Origin of the sequence: Flavobacterium sp. (genome assembly GCF_040379285.1) — a bacterium.
Classification (GTDB): Bacteria; Bacteroidota; Bacteroidia; order Flavobacteriales; family Flavobacteriaceae; genus Flavobacterium.
Map to the genome: position 1 here is coordinate 73185 of NZ_JBEILJ010000001.1, position 17561 is coordinate 90745.

Annotated in this window: 19 protein-coding genes; 11 read left to right on the top strand and 8 right to left on the bottom strand. The window is 41.8% G+C overall.

Features of this window, described 5'->3' with window-relative positions; translation table 11 throughout:
* Positions 1-12 precede the first annotated feature (12 nt).
* The 7 genes from ABWO12_RS00395 to hpt form a co-directional block, all read right to left on the bottom strand.
* Positions 13-702, bottom strand: a complete 690-nt coding sequence (locus tag ABWO12_RS00395) for a tetratricopeptide repeat protein (protein ID WP_353086220.1) — start codon at positions 700-702, stop codon at positions 13-15.
* A 74-nt stretch (positions 703-776) separates the two neighbouring features.
* Positions 777-2927 carry a S46 family peptidase gene (locus tag ABWO12_RS00400; RefSeq protein WP_353086221.1) on the bottom strand — a complete coding sequence of 717 codons (2151 nt, stop codon included), beginning with the start codon at positions 2925-2927 and terminating at the stop codon, positions 777-779.
* An 86-nt stretch (positions 2928-3013) separates the two neighbouring features.
* Positions 3014-4324 (bottom strand): zinc-dependent metalloprotease, encoded by a 1311-nt coding sequence (locus ABWO12_RS00405; protein ID WP_353086222.1) that lies wholly within the window; start codon positions 4322-4324, stop codon positions 3014-3016.
* A gap of 112 nt (positions 4325-4436) precedes the next feature.
* Positions 4437-5438, bottom strand: coding sequence for a GTPase ObgE (gene obgE / locus ABWO12_RS00410; RefSeq protein WP_287781755.1), 1002 nt, complete (start codon positions 5436-5438; stop codon positions 4437-4439).
* 177 nt (positions 5439-5615) lie between these two features.
* A complete protein-coding gene (locus tag ABWO12_RS00415; RefSeq protein WP_353086224.1) occupies positions 5616-6896 on the bottom strand; it encodes a hemolysin family protein in 1281 nt (426 codons plus the stop codon).
* Between the two features lie 110 nt (positions 6897-7006).
* Complete coding sequence (locus tag ABWO12_RS00420; RefSeq protein ID WP_353086226.1) at positions 7007-7579, bottom strand: adenylate kinase; 573 nt, start codon at positions 7577-7579, stop codon at positions 7007-7009.
* 62 nt (positions 7580-7641) lie between these two features.
* A complete protein-coding gene (gene hpt / locus ABWO12_RS00425; protein ID WP_353086228.1) occupies positions 7642-8172 on the bottom strand; it encodes a hypoxanthine phosphoribosyltransferase in 531 nt (176 codons plus the stop codon).
* Positions 8173-8268: 96 nt separating this feature from the next.
* Between hpt and ABWO12_RS00430 the strand changes: the two genes are divergently transcribed.
* The 11 genes from ABWO12_RS00430 (at position 8269) to ABWO12_RS00480 (ending at position 16980) form a co-directional block, all read left to right on the top strand.
* Positions 8269-8808: a HEAT-like fold family protein gene (locus tag ABWO12_RS00430; protein ID WP_353086230.1), complete on the top strand. Its 540-nt coding sequence runs from the start codon at positions 8269-8271 to the stop codon at positions 8806-8808.
* Positions 8809-8878: 70 nt separating this feature from the next.
* The gene (locus tag ABWO12_RS00435) at positions 8879-10045 is read left to right on the top strand and encodes a 5-(carboxyamino)imidazole ribonucleotide synthase (RefSeq protein ID WP_353086232.1); all 1167 of its coding nucleotides are present in this window, start codon (positions 8879-8881) and stop codon (positions 10043-10045) included.
* 49 nt (positions 10046-10094) lie between these two features.
* Positions 10095-10454 (top strand): hypothetical protein, encoded by a 360-nt coding sequence (locus tag ABWO12_RS00440; RefSeq protein ID WP_353086234.1) that lies wholly within the window; start codon positions 10095-10097, stop codon positions 10452-10454.
* Positions 10451-10870 carry a TlpA family protein disulfide reductase gene (locus tag ABWO12_RS00445; RefSeq protein WP_353086236.1) on the top strand — a complete coding sequence of 140 codons (420 nt, stop codon included), beginning with the start codon at positions 10451-10453 and terminating at the stop codon, positions 10868-10870. Before ABWO12_RS00440 ends, ABWO12_RS00445 begins: the two co-directional genes overlap by 4 nt.
* 84 nt (positions 10871-10954) lie before the next feature.
* A complete protein-coding gene (gene purE, locus ABWO12_RS00450) occupies positions 10955-11437 on the top strand; it encodes a 5-(carboxyamino)imidazole ribonucleotide mutase (protein ID WP_353086238.1) in 483 nt (160 codons plus the stop codon).
* Between the two features lie 93 nt (positions 11438-11530).
* Positions 11531-13549 carry a M3 family metallopeptidase gene (locus tag ABWO12_RS00455; RefSeq protein WP_353086240.1) on the top strand — a complete coding sequence of 673 codons (2019 nt, stop codon included), beginning with the start codon at positions 11531-11533 and terminating at the stop codon, positions 13547-13549.
* A gap of 157 nt (positions 13550-13706) precedes the next feature.
* Positions 13707-15179: a T9SS type A sorting domain-containing protein gene (locus ABWO12_RS00460; RefSeq protein WP_353086242.1), complete on the top strand. Its 1473-nt coding sequence runs from the start codon at positions 13707-13709 to the stop codon at positions 15177-15179.
* Positions 15180-15317: 138 nt separating this feature from the next.
* Complete coding sequence (locus ABWO12_RS00465; RefSeq protein ID WP_353086244.1) at positions 15318-15821, top strand: GbsR/MarR family transcriptional regulator; 504 nt, start codon at positions 15318-15320, stop codon at positions 15819-15821.
* 53 nt (positions 15822-15874) lie between these two features.
* Positions 15875-16237 (top strand): hypothetical protein, encoded by a 363-nt coding sequence (locus ABWO12_RS00470; protein ID WP_353086246.1) that lies wholly within the window; start codon positions 15875-15877, stop codon positions 16235-16237.
* Complete coding sequence (locus tag ABWO12_RS00475; RefSeq protein WP_353086248.1) at positions 16234-16581, top strand: hypothetical protein; 348 nt, start codon at positions 16234-16236, stop codon at positions 16579-16581. Before ABWO12_RS00470 ends, ABWO12_RS00475 begins: the two co-directional genes overlap by 4 nt.
* Positions 16582-16593: 12 nt before the next feature.
* The gene (locus ABWO12_RS00480; RefSeq protein ID WP_353086250.1) at positions 16594-16980 is read left to right on the top strand and encodes a hypothetical protein; all 387 of its coding nucleotides are present in this window, start codon (positions 16594-16596) and stop codon (positions 16978-16980) included.
* Between the two features lie 100 nt (positions 16981-17080).
* On the opposite strand, the gene ABWO12_RS00485 is transcribed toward ABWO12_RS00480, so the two are convergent.
* Positions 17081-17467: a hypothetical protein gene (locus tag ABWO12_RS00485; RefSeq protein ID WP_353086252.1), complete on the bottom strand. Its 387-nt coding sequence runs from the start codon at positions 17465-17467 to the stop codon at positions 17081-17083.
* Positions 17468-17561: the final 94 nt, after the last annotated feature.

Consider the following 17561-nt stretch of genomic DNA (forward strand, 5'->3'; position numbering starts at 1 on the left):
TGTTTTGGACCGTTACCCCTCGAATACTTCTTTTAATTTTCGGGCCTTTTCGGTGTTTTTTAATTTGTATTGGTATAAATGATAAAGTTTTTGATACGTTGTTTTGGAATGTCCTATTTCGTGCGCTTTCAAATAATGCGTTTCGGCTTTGGTGTACCGTTTAAAATACTCATCAATGTATCCTTTGGCCATAAAGCCGTCAACTTTGGAAATGCCCATCAATTCGTTGGCATATTTAATGGCTTTATTTTCACTGCCACCGAGAATACCCGGTAATTCCAGATACAACATCACCAAAGCCCATCGGGTATCGACATGTTTAGCATCTAATTGAGCCGCTTTGAGGAAGGCAGCTTCTACGTCATCAATCAAGCCGAGGGCTTTAAACTTATTAACGGATTTGGCTTTCATTCCCATAGCACCACCATACTTATACCAATAGTTGGCATTGTTGGGAAAACGACTTTTTAGCGTACCATAACGATCAATTGCAGCGTCCCAATCTTCTTGCTTTCCTGCGATATCGCCAAGATATTCTATAGTCTTTGGTGCATTGGATTGCTCGCGCAAACTTTTCTCAAAACAAACTTTGGCTTGTTCCCATTTTTGGGCTTTAAACCATTGCTCCCCTTTTTCAAAATCCGATTGCGCCATTATTCCTAATGAAAACAATAAAAATACAATTTGCATGCAACGTTTCATAAGCTCCTTCTTCGTTCTCAAAAATAAAAAAACTCCAGCGATTGACCGGAGTTTTCATATTATTTTATGGGAAATTATTTGACTAAAGTCATTTCATCTACGATATGTTTCGCTCCAGCAAAATTTTCGATAACCCATAACACGTAGCGGATGTCTACGTTGATGGTGCGTTGTAATTTTTTATCAAAAATAACATCTCCTGCCATCGCTTCAATGTTACCGTCGAAAGCCAATCCGATTAATTCACCTTTCCCGTTCAATACAGGAGAACCTGAATTACCACCTGTAATGTCATTATCTGTCAAGAAATTCACGTGTAATGAACCATCTTTATCCGCATAACGACCAAACTCCTTGTTGGCGTTCATTTCAAGAATGCGTGCTGGTAAATCAAACTCGGCATCGCCTTTCTTGTATTTTTTCACCTGACCAGCCAAAGTGGTGTAATTGTTAATGGTAGCATCATTGCGTTTGTCGGCGGGTAAAGAACGAACTTTTCCATAGGTCAAACGCAAGGTTGAATTAGCATCAGGATATTTAATAGTAGCAATTTTGGATTCGCGCAATCCATCTACCAACAAACGGAAAGCCGCTCCAAAGTCGTTTTGCGCTTTGGCAATTTCATCCGATTTGGAATTAAAGTGCGTGATTAAATCAGAAGACAACACATATAAAGGGTCGTTGGTCAATTGTCCTTCAGAAGGAAACTGTAAAAACGCTTTTACGCGGTCTAACGAACCGAAAATTGACATGTCAAAAGCGGCATTGACATAGCTCGTAAAATTATTATTATTAGCCTCACCAATCTTTTTCACCATTGGCGCCATAGGATACCCTAGCGCTTTGGTAGCATATAACGCCAATTGAGCGGCTAAAATATCACGCTCGGCAGGAATATGCATTTCTTTATACATTTCTTCCGCCATTTCGGTTAACATTGGCAACATTTGACTGCGTTTGGCCGCATCGGCTTTGGCATAGTTTTCCAATTGACGTCCAAGACTACGAGAAATGGTTCCCATTCCGGAGGTACGTAACAATTGTTGTAAATAATTATCATGACGTGACTTCTCATTGGTCAACGCATAATATTTGTTGATGGTTTCTACAACGGTACCGTATTTTGCCTTGTTTTCGGCTTTGTTGGCCCATTTGTTGAATTTAGCTTCTTGAGCAGCTTTGGTCTTGGCGGTTTCAAACTTAGTCAAGGCATCAATCATTCCTTGACGGTTTTTCCAATAGTTGGCCGTAGAAGCATATTTGGAGGCATAGATCAAATTTAAAGCAGCGCTTTGATCCATGTATTTTTTCATATTATCCATTCCTGTTTTGGCACCTTCTACCCAAGCTGGATAGGCAAACTTCACATTTTGCTCAATTCCTCCGGCAGGCATCCAGCGGTTGGTTCGACCGGGATAACCCAAAATCATGGCAAAATCATTTTCTTTCACTCCCCCTAAATTTACAGGTAAATAATGTTTGGGTTTTAAAGGCATATTGTTTTCAGAATATTCCGCTGGATTTCCATTGGCATCGCCATAGATACGGAACATAGAGAAGTCAGCGGTATGACGAGGCCATTCCCAGTTGTCGGTATCACCACCAAATTTTCCTAAACTCTCTGGAGGAGTTCCTACCAAACGGACGTCTTTATAATCTTGGTATACAAAATAGTAGAACTCATTGCCTTGGAAAAACGAGCGAACAGAAACTACATATTTACCCCCTTCGTTATTCTCTTTTTCAATTTTTGCGATTTCGGCGTTGATTGCTTTTTCGCGTTCTGCTTCGGTCATTTTATCATTGACTACCCCTAAAATTCGTTTGGTACAATCGTCCATACGAACAAAAAAGCGCACAAATAAACTAGAAGGTTTTAATTCTCCTTTTTTATTGGCAGCCCAGTAGCCGTCTTTCAAATAATTTTTCTCTGCCGAGGACAATTCTGCAATAGCATCATATCCACAGTGGTGGTTGGTTAATACCAAACCGTCTTTGGAGATTACCTCGGCGGTACAACCTCCGTTAAATTGCACGATAGCATCTTTTAAACTATGGTTGTTAATGCTGTAAATTTCCTCAGCGGTAAGCTGAAGTCCCATTTTTTGCATATCGCGGTGATTCAACCGTTCGATAAACATTAAGAACCACATTCCCTCATCGGCTTTGAGTGAGAAAGGGGTTAGAAGCACTGCCGAAAGCAGCGTAAGTACTAGTTTTTTCATGATTGTTTGTTTGTAATTATGCAATAAAAAAAGAATTGTAAATAAACGGATTTACTTACAATTCTTCAATGGTTTTAAGAAAATTTTTATTCTACAACAACTTTCTTCGTTGCGATACCGTCTTGTGTACGTAACATCACAAAATACACTCCTTTTTGAGCAGAGGGTAAGGTGATCGTACGAACCAATTCACTATTATTTACTTGTTCTTCATCCACTATTACGCGACCTGTAGCATCATATACTAGTAAGGTATAATTGGCAATAGGATTGGCAAACTGAACGGAGAATGTTCCGTTGCTTGGGTTGGGAGCCAAAGTGAATTGATTTTTCAAAATTTCTTCATTGCCTAACGTATTCATGTTGAACTGTGAAGAAATAGTATTGTACCATGCGGTCATGCGTGTAGCTTGCCCTGCGGTGAACATATACATACAAGCATCTTGCACATAATCCATATAGTTCATGGTCAATTGAGGATTACCAGTACAAGGACTCGCTACATCCCCTGCAGGTAAGCAATCATACTCTGGAGTATTTGTCGACTCCGTATCACAAACTCGGTCACCTGAGGTTAAACAGTTGGATCCATCACAGGACTGGAACGTATGTGCTAAGTTGAAGAAATGTCCCAACTCGTGGGTTAATGTCCGCCCTCTGTTGTAAGGAGCTTGAGGCACATAACCCGAACAAGTAGTTGGAGTAGTGATCATTGTTGCGCCAAAAGAATTGTTATCGATCACTACGGTCATTCCTTGACCAGGCGATCCTCCTAGCGGTGAAAACCCTAGAATACCACCGTTAAGATTTCTAACTACTAGGTTCATGTAACCCGCCCATGTGGAATCTTGATTACATCCATTGGTACAACCAATATTTCCTGAGGCCAAGAAGTTTGTACCGAAAGTTACCGCCAATGTTCCATTGGTCAATCCTGAAACAGCAGGGTGGTTTTGGGTTGCAATAATAAACTGTACATCTATACTTCCCACATTGGTATTGGGATAAAATGAGCTAGCACTGCTCCACAATGAGATATCAGAATTGGTCGCATTGTAGTCGGCATTTAAAATATTTACCTGCGTCTGAGCTAATGCGCGCAAACATGATTTCAATGATTCTGAAGAATTATTCGCAACCGTTGGGTAGTGAACTGCCACAGGAATACGAATAGTTACATTGGGCGCCGCTTGTGTAGCTAAGCTGGAACGTCCTTCTAGTTGTTCGGTAACTAAACGACGTAACTCGGTCTCAAAACGGTCTTGCAACGCTTGGTGTTGCTGTTTCATTACCGGATTGGCCATTAATTTTTCCATGTAGGCATCGACACCGCAGGTGCGTTGTTGCGCAAATCCAAACTGTGCGATACACAAAGCGAAAAGTAATCGTAATTTCATAAAGTGTAATTTAAATTTTTAGTGGTATAGCCTTATTGATTTATAAAATTTAGCAAATGTAGCCTATTTTTCTTTAAATCAAAGTAATAAGCACAATTCTTCCGTGTTATTTTTAGGAATTTAACATTTTCCAAAGTGTATCCTTCAGCTCTTGCAAGCCTTGCTGTGCTACCGAAGAAATAAACAAATACGGAATCTGTTGAAAGTCACGATCCAATAGCACCTTCATCTCTGCTTGGAGTTCGGCATCGAGCATATCGCTTTTAGAGATCACCAACAAGCGTTCTTTGTCGAGAAGCTCGGGATTGTAGCGTCGCAATTCATCCAATAAAATATCGTATTCTTTTTTGATATCATCGGCATCGGCGGGCACAAGAAATAGGAGAGTTGAATTACGCTCGATATGGCGTAAAAAATAGTGTCCTAACCCTTTCCCTTCTGCTGCTCCCTCGATAATTCCGGGAATATCGGCCATAACAAACGATTGAAAATCGCGATACGCTACAATACCAAGATTGGGTTTCAAGGTTGTAAAAGGGTAATCAGCTATTTTGGGTTTGGCTGAAGTGAGCACCGACAATAGCGTCGACTTTCCTGCATTGGGAAAACCGACCAATCCTACATCGGCTAAGACCTTTAATTCGAGAATCACATCGTGCTCTTCGGGGGGCATCCCGGGTTGGGCATAGCGTGGGGTTTGGTTGGTGGCGCTGCGAAAGTGCCAGTTCCCTAACCCTCCTTTACCGCCTCGAGCTACGATTTTTTCTTCCCCGTGTTCGGTGATTTCAAACAAGACTTCTTCGGTTTCTTGGTCTTTGACGACCGTTCCGAGGGGGACTTCAATGATTTTATCTTCGCCGTCATGCCCGGTGCTTCGGCTACTTCCGCCATCGCCGCCGTGGCCAGCTTTTACGTGTTTGGTAAATTTCAAATGAAAAAGTGTCCACAAGTTTTTGTTGCCGCGCAAGATCACGTGACCTCCACGGCCGCCGTCACCGCCGTCGGGACCGCCTTTTTCGATAAATTTTTCACGATGTAAATGCGTAGACCCTTTGCCTCCTTTGCCAGAGCTCACATAAATCTTTACATAGTCTACAAAATTTCCTTCTGTCATGGGTTTGGTATTGGGTCAGCCTGTAGTTTTGCACTCGGGCTGGATTGGGAACATGGTTAGGTGTTCCTGTTGAAAACAATTCGTGTATTCTAGCCCCGGGAGCGCCGGCATCCCCCGATTTTCGGGGATATAGGCAATCACGGGAAGGGGCTTGATCGGGTTGTGGGGTGCTTGCTCCTAGTAATCGGCCACATAAGGGGCAACGCGTATCTTCTCGACCTTGGCGCCTGCGGTTTCCAAAATAGTGAACTGCATTTTATTCCAAATCAGGAGTTCCCCTTGTTTGGGAATATATCCCATTTCGGTGGTAATAAGACCGCTGACGGTAGTCACTTCGTAATCGCCAATCAGGTCGTCCATATCAAAATAGGTGAGAAAATCATGCAGTGAATATTGACCGTCGACGGTCCAGGTGCCATCGGCTTCAGCCACCAACTGGTATTCGTCTTCATCAAAGTCGGATGCATCGCCCACCAAGGCTTCTAAAATGTCGTTGAGCGTGATAATTCCTTGGAAAATTCCGTGTTCATCGACAATGAGGGCTTGGTGATTTTTGGTGGTTTTAAAATTTTCAAGTGCTTTGTAAGCCGATGTATGTTCGATCAAATACGTGGCTTCGCGCGTGATTTCGGTGAGTTTAAAATCTTTTTGCTCCAATCCCACAAACAAATCCTTGAGCAATACAATGCCTTTCACTTCATCGAGGTTGTCTTCGCAAACGGGGTATACGGAATGCATTTCGTTGAGAATTTTCTCTTTGATTTCAGGAAATGTATCCTCCATCGTGAGGTAGACCACATCATTGCGATGGGTCATCAGGGAATTGACTTTACGATCACCAATATGAAAAACACGTTCCACGATATCTTGTTCAATTTCCTGCACCTCCCCCACTTCGGTACCTTCTTTGATGATGGCTTTGATTTCTTCTTCGGTGACTTTCCCGTCGGCGGTGGGTTTGATTTGAAACAGTTTCAAAAGCGCCTCGGTGGAAGTAGTCAACAACCAGACGAACGGCATAGTGATTTTGGACACGAGTTTCATGGGCACGGCCACGGCTTTGGCGATGCCTTCGGGGAAATTAAGACCAATACGCTTCGGCAGTAATTCGCCCAACACTAGGGAGAAAAATGTGAGTACTACGACCACGACAATGGTTGCCAAGGAATCGGAGTAGGGTGCTATAACTGGAAATCCAGCAATGGCATCTTGTACATCTTGGGTTACTTTCTCGCCGGAGTAAATCCCTGTAAGAATGCCGATTAGGGTAATCCCTATTTGCACCGTGGACAAGAATTTGTTGGGAGAATTGGCGAGATCAAGCGCGGCTTTGGCATTGGAATTACCTTTTTTAGCCGCCGTTTCCAATCGGTTTTTGCGCGCCGAAATCAAGGCAATTTCCGACATCGAAAAGACCCCGTTGAGTAGGATTAAAAAGAGAATAATCAGTATTTCCATAGGCTGTCACAAAAAAAGAGCCTTCGTCCCGAAGTCCGAAAATGCTCTTTTCTGGTGTACAAATATCTTAAAAATTATTGAATTACGGCTAACATTCAACGGTTTCCTATTTAAAAAGTATCCAATACAGCACTTAAACGGGCGGTAACTTCGGCGATACTTCCTATTCCATCAACCGCATAAAACTTTCCTTGGGCTTGGTAATACGCCATAAGAGGCGCTGTTTTTTCGTTGTATTCTTGGTAGCGGTTGCGAATTTTTTCTTCGTCTTGATCGTCGGGACGGCCTGAGGTTTTACCGCGTTCCAACAAGCGTGCTACGAGAATTTCATCGTCGGCTTCCAAGGCTACGGTGGCGCGAATGGACTCGCCCTTGGACGCTAAAAAAGCATCAAGCGCTTCGGCTTGCGCGATAGTACGAGGAAAACCATCAAACAAGAACCCAGCGGAATCAGGATTTTTTCCCACTTCGCTTTGCAACATTTGAATGGTTACCGCATCGGGTACCAAATCGCCTTTATCCATGTAGGTTTTGGCCAATTGCCCCAATTCGGTTTCGTTTTTGATATTATACCGAAAAATGTCCCCTGTAGAAAGGTGTGTCAAGTTGTATTTTTCTTTCAAAAATTCGGCTTGGGTTCCTTTTCCAGCGCCAGGTTTCCCAAAAAGAACAATGTTAATCATTATGGTATTGAAGTTTAGGTTTTAGACTTTAGAAGTTAGTCGTTGGACGTTAAATTATTTGACTACAGAGCCAATTGGTATACATCGGGTAGATTACGTCCGAGACCGTTGTAATCCAATCCATAGCCAACGATGAATTTATTGGGAATACGGATACCGATGTAATCGATTTTTACCTCTTGCTGATACGCTTCGGGTTTGAAAAACAAGGTTGCAATTTTCAAATGCTTCACTTTTTGTTGTTTCAATAGTTGTTTTAAAGCAACAATGGTGGTTCCCGTATCGATAATATCTTCTACGATTACCACGGTTCTTCCTTCAAGATTTTCATTCAACCCAATCAAATGTTTTACGTCATGGGTGCTTTCTGTGCCTTCGTAGGAACTCACTTTAAGAAAACTCACTTCACACATCCCGCGATAGGCTTTCATCAAATCACCCATCACCATAAAAGAACCGTTGAGTACTCCGATAAAAACAGGAACCTCATCAAAAAAATCATCTGCCATTTGCTTGGCCATATTTTGAATGGCAAAGTCAATTTCCTCCGAGGCAATAAAGGGTTCAAACGTTTTATCGTGTAAATGAATCATAGGTGTTGGGCTTGGGAATAAGCTGCAAATTTAACAACTAAAACCTATTAAAAATCAACTCGTTCGTAAAATTTGCAAATTTGATATATTTACGTCATGAATCCCGATGACTACTCCCAAATCGCCTCCATCAAAGCGTATCGAGCTACACGAGATTTTTATAAAATGCGTGCTTTTGAGTCGCCCGAATTTTTGGCTCTTCTTGTGGCAGTGGGCTGCAACCCTAAAGACAAACACCATTACAAAGCGTTGTGGATTTTGGAGTTGGTGGCCGAAGAACGCATAGCCTTGCTCGCTCCGTATTTGGATGAATTTTGCAATACATTGTCGCAATTGACTTTGGATCCCGCTGTGCGACCGGCTTCGAAGATTTGTTTGTTTTTGGTGACTCAAAAAGAGATTGTTTTGCCCTCTTTTCACGAGGAAAAAATCATTGAAGGCTGTCTCGATTTTATCTTTCGGGAGGCAAAAGTGGCTACGATAGCTTATGCGCTTCGGGCGTTGTTTCGTTTGGGGGAAAAATATCCGTGGGTCCATGATGAACTTCGACTACTGTTGTCACGCGAGTGGGAAAATCCCTCGCCAGCAATGCGGTTTGTGCTAAAGGAAACGCTACATCGTTTGGCAAACCGATAACGAAGTAGTCTTGGGGGAAGGGACTTAATAAACTTCAGAAATACTATATTTGCACAAACAACACAACGCTATGAATTACTTCTCTTCTGATTTCCGATTGGGCATTTTAGGCGGAGGTCAATTGGGCAAAATGCTCCTTTCGGACACACGTAAATTTGACATCCAAACCTTAGTATTAGACCCCAGTGCGGAGGCTCCCTCTCGTTTTGGCTGTTCGGCTTTTTACCAAGGAAGTTTGTTGGAATACGATACGGTGTACAAATTTGGGAAAATGGTGAATGTGTTGACAATTGAAATTGAAAACGTCAATTTGGAAGCGTTGGAACAATTGGAATCGGAAGGACTTCCCGTGTATCCCTCGCCTAAAACGCTTCGTCTAATTCAAAACAAGGGAAAACAGAAAGATTTCTATGTACAACATCACATCCCTACCTCGGCGCATCAGCGATTTGTGGGATTAAACGCTTTACGTCAAGCGCTGGCCAACGACACGCTCGACTTCCCTTTTGTTTGGAAAGCAGCCACCGGAGGGTATGACGGCAACGGGGTTAAAATTTGCCGCTCTGCTTTTGACTTACGGGAACTTCCCGATGTAGAATGTGTAGCCGAAGCTATGGTCGATTTTAAAAATGAATTGGCGGTCATTGTGGCCCGTTCGGTTTCGGGAGAAATTCGCACCTATCCTGTGGTGGAAATGGAATTTCATCCGGAAGCCAATCAAGTAGAATATGTGATTTGTCCTGCGCGAATTGAGGCTGATATCGCACAAAAAGCGCAAGAAGTCGCCCTAAAAGTTTCGGAAGCGTTTCAACATGTAGGCTTATTGGCGGTGGAAATGTTTCAAACCCAGGACGACCAAATCTTGGTCAACGAAGTCGCCCCTCGCCCACACAACTCGGGACATTACAGCATTGAAGCGAGTTATACGTCGCAATTTGAAAACCATTTGCGTGCAATTTTGAATTTACCTTTGGGCAATACCGAGAGTAAAGTCGCCGGCATCATGGTGAATTTAGTCGGTGCAGAAGGACATTCGGGTCCAGTCGTCTATGAAAACATCGAAAAAATCATGGCGATTGATGGGGTAACGCCGCATATTTATGGCAAACGCGAAACCCGTCCGTTCCGAAAAATGGGCCACGTGACGATTGTCAATGCAAATATGGCAGAGGCACGTCGTGTGGCAGAAGAAGTGAAGAATAGTATACGGGTAATCAGTGGGCAGGGTTCAGTGTGACTTTCATATAACCAGACAACAAATCCATCGCTTTTTCGTTTAAAAATTTATGAAGAAAATTATTTGCCTATTTACTTTTCTGTTTGTTGAGTTCATTTTTGCTCAAGAAAAAACCTTTATTCCTGCGGGACAAATCGCGTTGGATCGCACCACCTACTTTGAATTTGTACAAAAAAAACGTCCCAAAACCCAACTCTTTTTACCAGATGGCAAAGAGTTGCCTTTGAAAAAGTTGGATTCACTGAATAAAACGATTCACGACCAACCGTTTACCACCCTTTTTTATGCCGATACGCTTCAAAACAAAGCCTCTTTAGTGCTAAAATACCTATCGAAAGAAGACGTAAAATTGCGCAACGATCAATTTCGGCAAAAGCAAAAAGACTTTGAAAAAACCGTCGAAAATTGATCGGATCGACACTTACCGAACTGTCCTTAACCGATATGGAAGGTAAAACCTATACGTTGGAGGATTTAAAAGGGAAAGCCATTTTTCTTAACTTTTGGTTCACCCAATGCAAACCCTGTATTGAAGAAATGCCCGATTTGAACAAACTGAAAGAAAAGTACAAAGACCAAAATATCGTTTTCTTTGCGGTAACATATAATGAAAAGAAATTGATCACTGAATTTTTAAAACGAACAGAGTTGGAACTCACGATCATACCGAACGATCGCAAAACCATCAATCAATTTCACATCAACTTTTACCCCACCAACATTTTAATCGATCCGAATGGTGAAGTACTGTTCATCAACGAACTCCTAGGCGGCAACGGTTTGAAGGAAATCAAGAAGTTGTTGAATAAAATGTTTCCGGATTAGCGGCATCAAACTTTTATCAATTACTAATAAATTGTACCTTCGTATCCGATCATACAACAAATACAATTTACAATTTATCACAACATGAAAGTAGCCATCGTCATGGGAAGTAAAAGCGACTTGCCTGTTATGCAAGAAGCCATAGATATTCTACAATCCTTCGGGATTTCGACCGAAGTTGATATTGTTTCGGCACATCGCACACCTGAAAAATTAGTGGATTTTAGTTCGAACGCCCACCTCCGCGGCATTACTGTCATCATAGCAGGTGCCGGTGGCGCAGCCCACTTACCCGGAATGGTGGCGTCTATGAGTCCGCTGCCCGTTATTGGCGTTCCCGTTAAATCCAGCAACTCCATTGATGGGTGGGATTCGGTACTTTCTATTTTACAAATGCCGGGTGGCGTTCCTGTGGCAACGGTAGCTTTGAATGGTGCTAAAAACGCCGGAATATTGGCCGCACAAATTTTAGGCAGTCAACATCCGGAAATCCTTCAGAAAATTGTTGATTACAAAAACGAATTGAAGGAAGTGGTTTTGAAAGCCGCAGAGACACTAAAAGGCTAAGCCATACCATTATTCTCAAAATCAAAATTACAAAATCATAACGCTATTGCTCCGTTAGGGATTCCTTTCGGACGCCTTAATTTTTAGTAAAAAATGTTTACCGAAAAATTCAACACACCCTATACCGCAGCTCCTTTTCGTCAAATACAACTCGACGATTATGTGCCTGCTTTTGACCGAACGATTGCTCAAGCCCGCGCTGAAGTCGATGCCATAATCAATAATCCCGAGGCACCTACTTTTGAAAACACTATTGAAGCTTTGGAGTTTTCGGGGCAAGCTTTGGACCGTCTATCGTCGATTTTCTTTAATTTGAATTCGGCCGAAACCAACGACACCATGCAACAGATTGCACAGGAAGTCTCCCCAAAATTGACGGCCTTTGGCAATGACATTGCTTTAAACGAAACCTTATTCCAACGGGTAAAAACAGTCTATGACCAACGTGAGACTTTATCTCTTTCACCAGAACAATTGATGTTGTTGGAAAAGAAATACAAAGGATTCAGTCGGAACGGTGCTTTGTTAAGTGAAGAGAAAAAGAACCGCTTGCGTGAAATCGACACCGATTTGGCCAAACTCAAATTAACTTTTGGCGAAAATGTATTGGCCGAAACGAACAGCTATTTCAAGCACATTACCAATGCTGAAGATTTGGCAGGTTTACCCGAAGGTGCCCAAGAAGCGGCTGCCGCTTTAGCACAATCCAAAGGACTCGAAGGTTGGGTATTTACATTGGACTTCCCGAGTTATATGCCGTTGATTACCTACGCAGACAACCGTGAGTTGCGAAAAGAGTTGGCCCTTGCCTTTGGGAAAAAAGCCTTTCAAGACAATGCCCATAACAATACCGAAATTCTAAAAAAAATTGTGGCACTGCGCCATGAACGTGCCCAATTGTTGGGTTACGATTCCCATGCGCATTTTGTTTTGGAAGAGCGCATGGCACAACATCCCGAAACGGTAAAGACGTTTTTATATGATTTATTAGCCAAAGCCAAACCGGCTGCCCAACGTGAATTTGTGCAGTTATCGTCTTTCGCGAAAGAAAAAGACGGATTGGATCATTTGGAAAAATGGGACGGTGCTTATTATTCGGAAAAGTTAAAACAAGAATTGTTTGATTTGGACGACGAACTCTTAAAACCTTACTTCCCATTGGAGAAGGTTTTGCAAGGTGCTTTTACGGTGGCGGAGAAGTTGTTTGGACTCACTTTTCATGAAATCGATACGGTTGACAAATACCATCCCGATGTGCAAACCTATGAAGTACGTGGAGAAGCGAATGAATTTGTGGCATTATTTTATGCCGATTTCTTTCCCCGTGCGGGCAAACGTCCCGGGGCTTGGATGACCTCGTTCAAACCGCAATACATTCAAAACGGAGTCAATGATCGTCCACATGTATCAATTGTGTGCAACTTTACGCCGCCTACCCCCTCTAAACCGTCGTTATTGACGTTTAACGAAGTGACCACGTTGTTCCATGAATTTGGACACGCGCTTCATGGCATGTTGGCGAATACCACTTACCCGAGTTTATCGGGCACTTCTGTGTATTGGGATTTTGTCGAATTACCGAGTCAGGTGATGGAAAACTGGTGTTACGAACCCGAGGCGTTGGCGTTATTTGCTCATCATTATGAAACGGGTGAAGTGATTCCGCAGCCCTATGTGGATAAAATCAAAGAAAGTGCGAGTTTCTTGGAAGGTATGGCTACGGTGCGCCAATTGAGTTTTGGATTACTGGATATGGCGTATCATGCACAAGTTCCTACTATTGACGATGTAAAAGCCTTTGAAGTGGCGGCGACACGTGACACTGCTTTATACCCAGATGTTGCAGCCAATTGTGTGAGTCCGGCCTTTTCGCACATTTTCCAAGGCGGTTATTCGTCGGGGTATTACAGTTACAAATGGGCCGAAGTTTTGGATGCCGATGCCTTTGCTTACTTCCAAGAAAAAGGAATTTTCAATAAAGAAGTAGGAACCCAATTTAAAGAAAACATACTCTCAAAAGGCGGAACAGCCTTACCGATGGAATTGTATAAAAAGTTCCGCGGGCAAGAGCCTAAACCGGAAGCACTCTTAAAACGCGCTGGGCTATTGTAGTTATGAATTTAGAATTATGAGTTATGAGTTTAGAGTTTTTAGAGTTTAGAGTCGTGAAAGCGGCTCTTTTTTTTTTAAAGTATGACTGCTTTAACTTTTTTGTTTCATTTTCTGAGTAAACGCTTTGTATATTTGTGGAAATCAAAATTTTACTTTTATGCGCCTGATTTACATTATAATGCAATGCTCCTTTCGTCAGCGGTATTGGTTAGCGCTTTTACTCATGACGGTGTGTACCTCTTTGGAGGCTCAAAATAGAGAAGATAAGAGTCCTCAGGAAACAAGCGAAACGTTTTTCCTGGCATCCGACGGCACCTCCACCAACCCCATTACCTTTACTACCGCTGGGCAGCTTACTAGCCCTGCCGGAACAGTTTACAATGTACTCAACAACGACCGCCGTATCACCAACGGGCCGTTTTGTAACAGCAACCCGCCACCAACGGTGCCTTTAGCGATGAGCTCTATCACCCTCACCAGCACCTCTTCGAGCCCGTTTTTTAGCATTGATAATAGTAATGGGAATTTACTTGCTTCCGGAGGATTTAATGGAATACCCTTGGGCAATTACACCCTAACTTACACGGTATGTGACTTGACCTTTCCGAGTATTTGCCGCACCACCCAAGTCAATGTTCGGGTGGTGGCGCCCAGCCCCCGCTTATCCCAACCCGAAGCGACCAAGACAGCGCCTCAAGTGGCCAGTACCGCTACCCCTAGCTGCGATTGCTCCCCCATTATTTGTTTTAACGACCTCAACTTAAAAAATAGATTGCTTACCGATTTATCAACCTGTTTCAATTTAACTTTTTCAAGTTATATACCCGTTGATGCCAATGGCGATGGTGAGATTTCGATGGCAGAGGCTGCCTTAGTGGGAGGAATGAACTTGAATTACTTCTTTGGGCCAAAATACACTGATTTAACAGGACTCAATTGTTTTCCTAATTTAAAGTCTCTTTTATTAGGTGACCATTTGATTACTACTTTTAATTTACCACAACAATTCGAAACATTGAATTTACAAGGAAATTCGATAAATTCATTAAACATTGGATACTATAGTAATCTTAAAGGGATTAATTTATCTAACACTCCTTTGAATACAATAAATCTTGAAAACTGTCCCTTACTTGAAGGCCTTTCAATTGGGAACAGTCCCAACTTAACCTATTTGAACCTTAAAAATGGGTCTTCCCTTAATTATACTAGTATTGAAATGACGTCCTTCTGTTGGAATAACTTCCCGAATCTCACTACGATTTGTGTCGATGATTTTGAATTACCCGCTTTGCAGAATTATTTATTTGGGTGCAACGTTCCCACCTCAACGATAGCGTTTCCTGCCAATTGTGGTTTAGATACAAGCGCATTTGAATCCTCGAGTCTGCTTCGCGTGAGTCCCAACCCCAGCTCGGGTATTTTTTACCTGCACACAAGTCTTGCGTTGGATACGCGCATGATCCACGTATACAACAGTCTCGGGCAAAAAGTATATCAAACTTCGCTTTCTCCTCTAGCCGCTGGCGAGTCCATACCCATCGATTTATCGGCACAACCCACAGGAATATTCTATATTACACTCTATACTGAAACAGCCTCCTATGCGTTGAAAGTTAGCAAACAATAAAGTAAGAATCTGTGTGTTACTAGAAAGAAAAGAGTCGTGAAAGCGGTTCTTTTTTTATACCTACAAAATATCTTTCAATTTTTTTTGAAAGTTTAGAAATTAATAGTATCTTTGACCTAACAAAATGATTCTTCTACCATGGAATACCGTGATGCCAAATCGAAATTTATCCAAACCTGGGGCGCCTTAGGGAGTCAGTGGGGCATTAATAAAACGATGGCACAAATTCACGCCCTATTGATGGTGGCCCCCGAAGCGATTTCGATGGAGGAGATCATGGATGAATTACAAATTTCCCGCGGCAATGCTAGCATGAATTTAAGGGCATTAATGGATTGGGGGATTGTGTACAAAGAGCTCAAACCCGGGGAACGTCGGGAGTTTTTTACTGCAGAAAAAGACTTAGACGAATTGGCTGTCAAAATATCACGGGAACGCAGCCGACGCGAAATCAAACCCGCTTTAAAGGTATTAAAAGAAGTTTCCTCTATTGAAGGCGGAACTTCATCGGAAGAAAAACACTTCATAGATCAAACCACCAAATTGTACGATTTTGTACTCAAAGCCGACAATGTCTTGGAAAAAATCACCGAATACAAAGACAATTGGCTTACCCAATTACTAATGAAATTTATGAAGTAATTTTTTTATCAATATGTTTCATTTTTTTCTGAAACTTTAAAAATTATAATATTATGAAACGATTTTTGCACTACTGCAATGCCGCATTGACGCTAATAACTATGATTTTAGGACTGTTTACTGGCGATGAAGCCATCATGAGTTATTCCATTTTGGGATTGTATCAATTGGCTTTGGGATTTGTGTATTTGTGTTATGCCTTATTTTACAAACACGAAATGATTGCAAACCTGTTTTATTATTGGTTAGCGGTAATCGCCTACATTGGAATTGTCAAATTTTACTATCCTAACCGTTTTATCTTTTTATTCCTACCCTTATGTATAGCAAGTTATCATTGTTATCTCACCTATCTAATTAGCGATCAACCGAAAACTTTAATCCATTGGTACAAACGAAAATTTACCCACTCATGAACCTCAATATTCTTGGGTATCTCATTTACCTCTTCCTTACGGTATGGATCATTCTGCGCGTAGGTCACCAGTTGTACCGCAACGGAATTGTGTTTGTGAATCATTTGTATCCAAATCACGAAACCCTTTGTTTACAGACCAATATTATTTTACTTACAGGATATTATCTGGTCAATATTGGTTATGCTACGCTAACTATTTCTGAGTGGGAAACCATTTTAAATCCAACACAACTCATTGAAAATATAGCTTTAAAAACAGCGACGATTCTCTGTATTTTGACTGTGTTACATTACCTCAATCTTATCACAATTACCCTTTATTTTAAAAAAACAACCGTTTAAATTTTACACATTATGGAAACTTCACACATCTTAATCGCGTACACTTTGTACTTACCTATTGCATTGTTCCTAACCTATTATGTGTCTCGAACATTATTCAAAAACAGTTTGATATACATGATGGATATCTTCAAAAATCGAGAAGAAATTGCGCAGGCTACGAATACTTTGTTTGAAACAGGATTCTACTTATTAAATCTGGGCTACGCACTGCTCATCTTACGCATTGATACTGAAATTTTCGATACCCAAGGTCTTATTGAAGTCCTTAGCAAAAAAATTGGAGGCTTTGCGATATATCTAGGAATCATGCTTTTTATCAACTTATATCTCTTCTTTCGAGGGAAAAGAAAAGCGGCAAGTCCAACACAGATTACCGTTAATGAATATAAATTATAACCATGAACTAACTTGAAATTGTAACAACTCGTTATTTTGTTTGCTTCAGTCAAAAGCTGATTTTTGTTCACAGTATTAAAACTTTTCCAAGCCTTATTTCCTAATCTAACCCTCCAAACCCATACACCAATCCTGCCCATACCATCGGAAGCGCTTCTACCCAAAAGGCCGTAAACGTTTTCGATTGGTGGGGTTGGGTTTTGTAAATGGCCCCTACGGTAAGCACCGCTATACTGATGGCCGCCCATGGCTTGTGAAGGTCATGATTTTGAAAAACGAGTACCACAAATACTACCCCCAAAAAATACCCAAATCGCTTGGTCCAAGGTATTCCAATACGTTGCGGTAACGTACGCAATTCGGCCGGATCAAGAGCGCTATCGTAGATTTCAAACGGCAGCATTAAGGCGCTTACAATCACAAAGCGAGAAATGCTTTCCAAAACCATGAAATTCATGGGTTGCTCATCATAAATCGAAGGAACCAATACGGTAAAATAGGTTATGGTTCCACTAACCCAAAATAGTTTAAGCCATCCCCATTTTCGGAGCCATGGGTAAAGTACTACAAAACCAAAACCA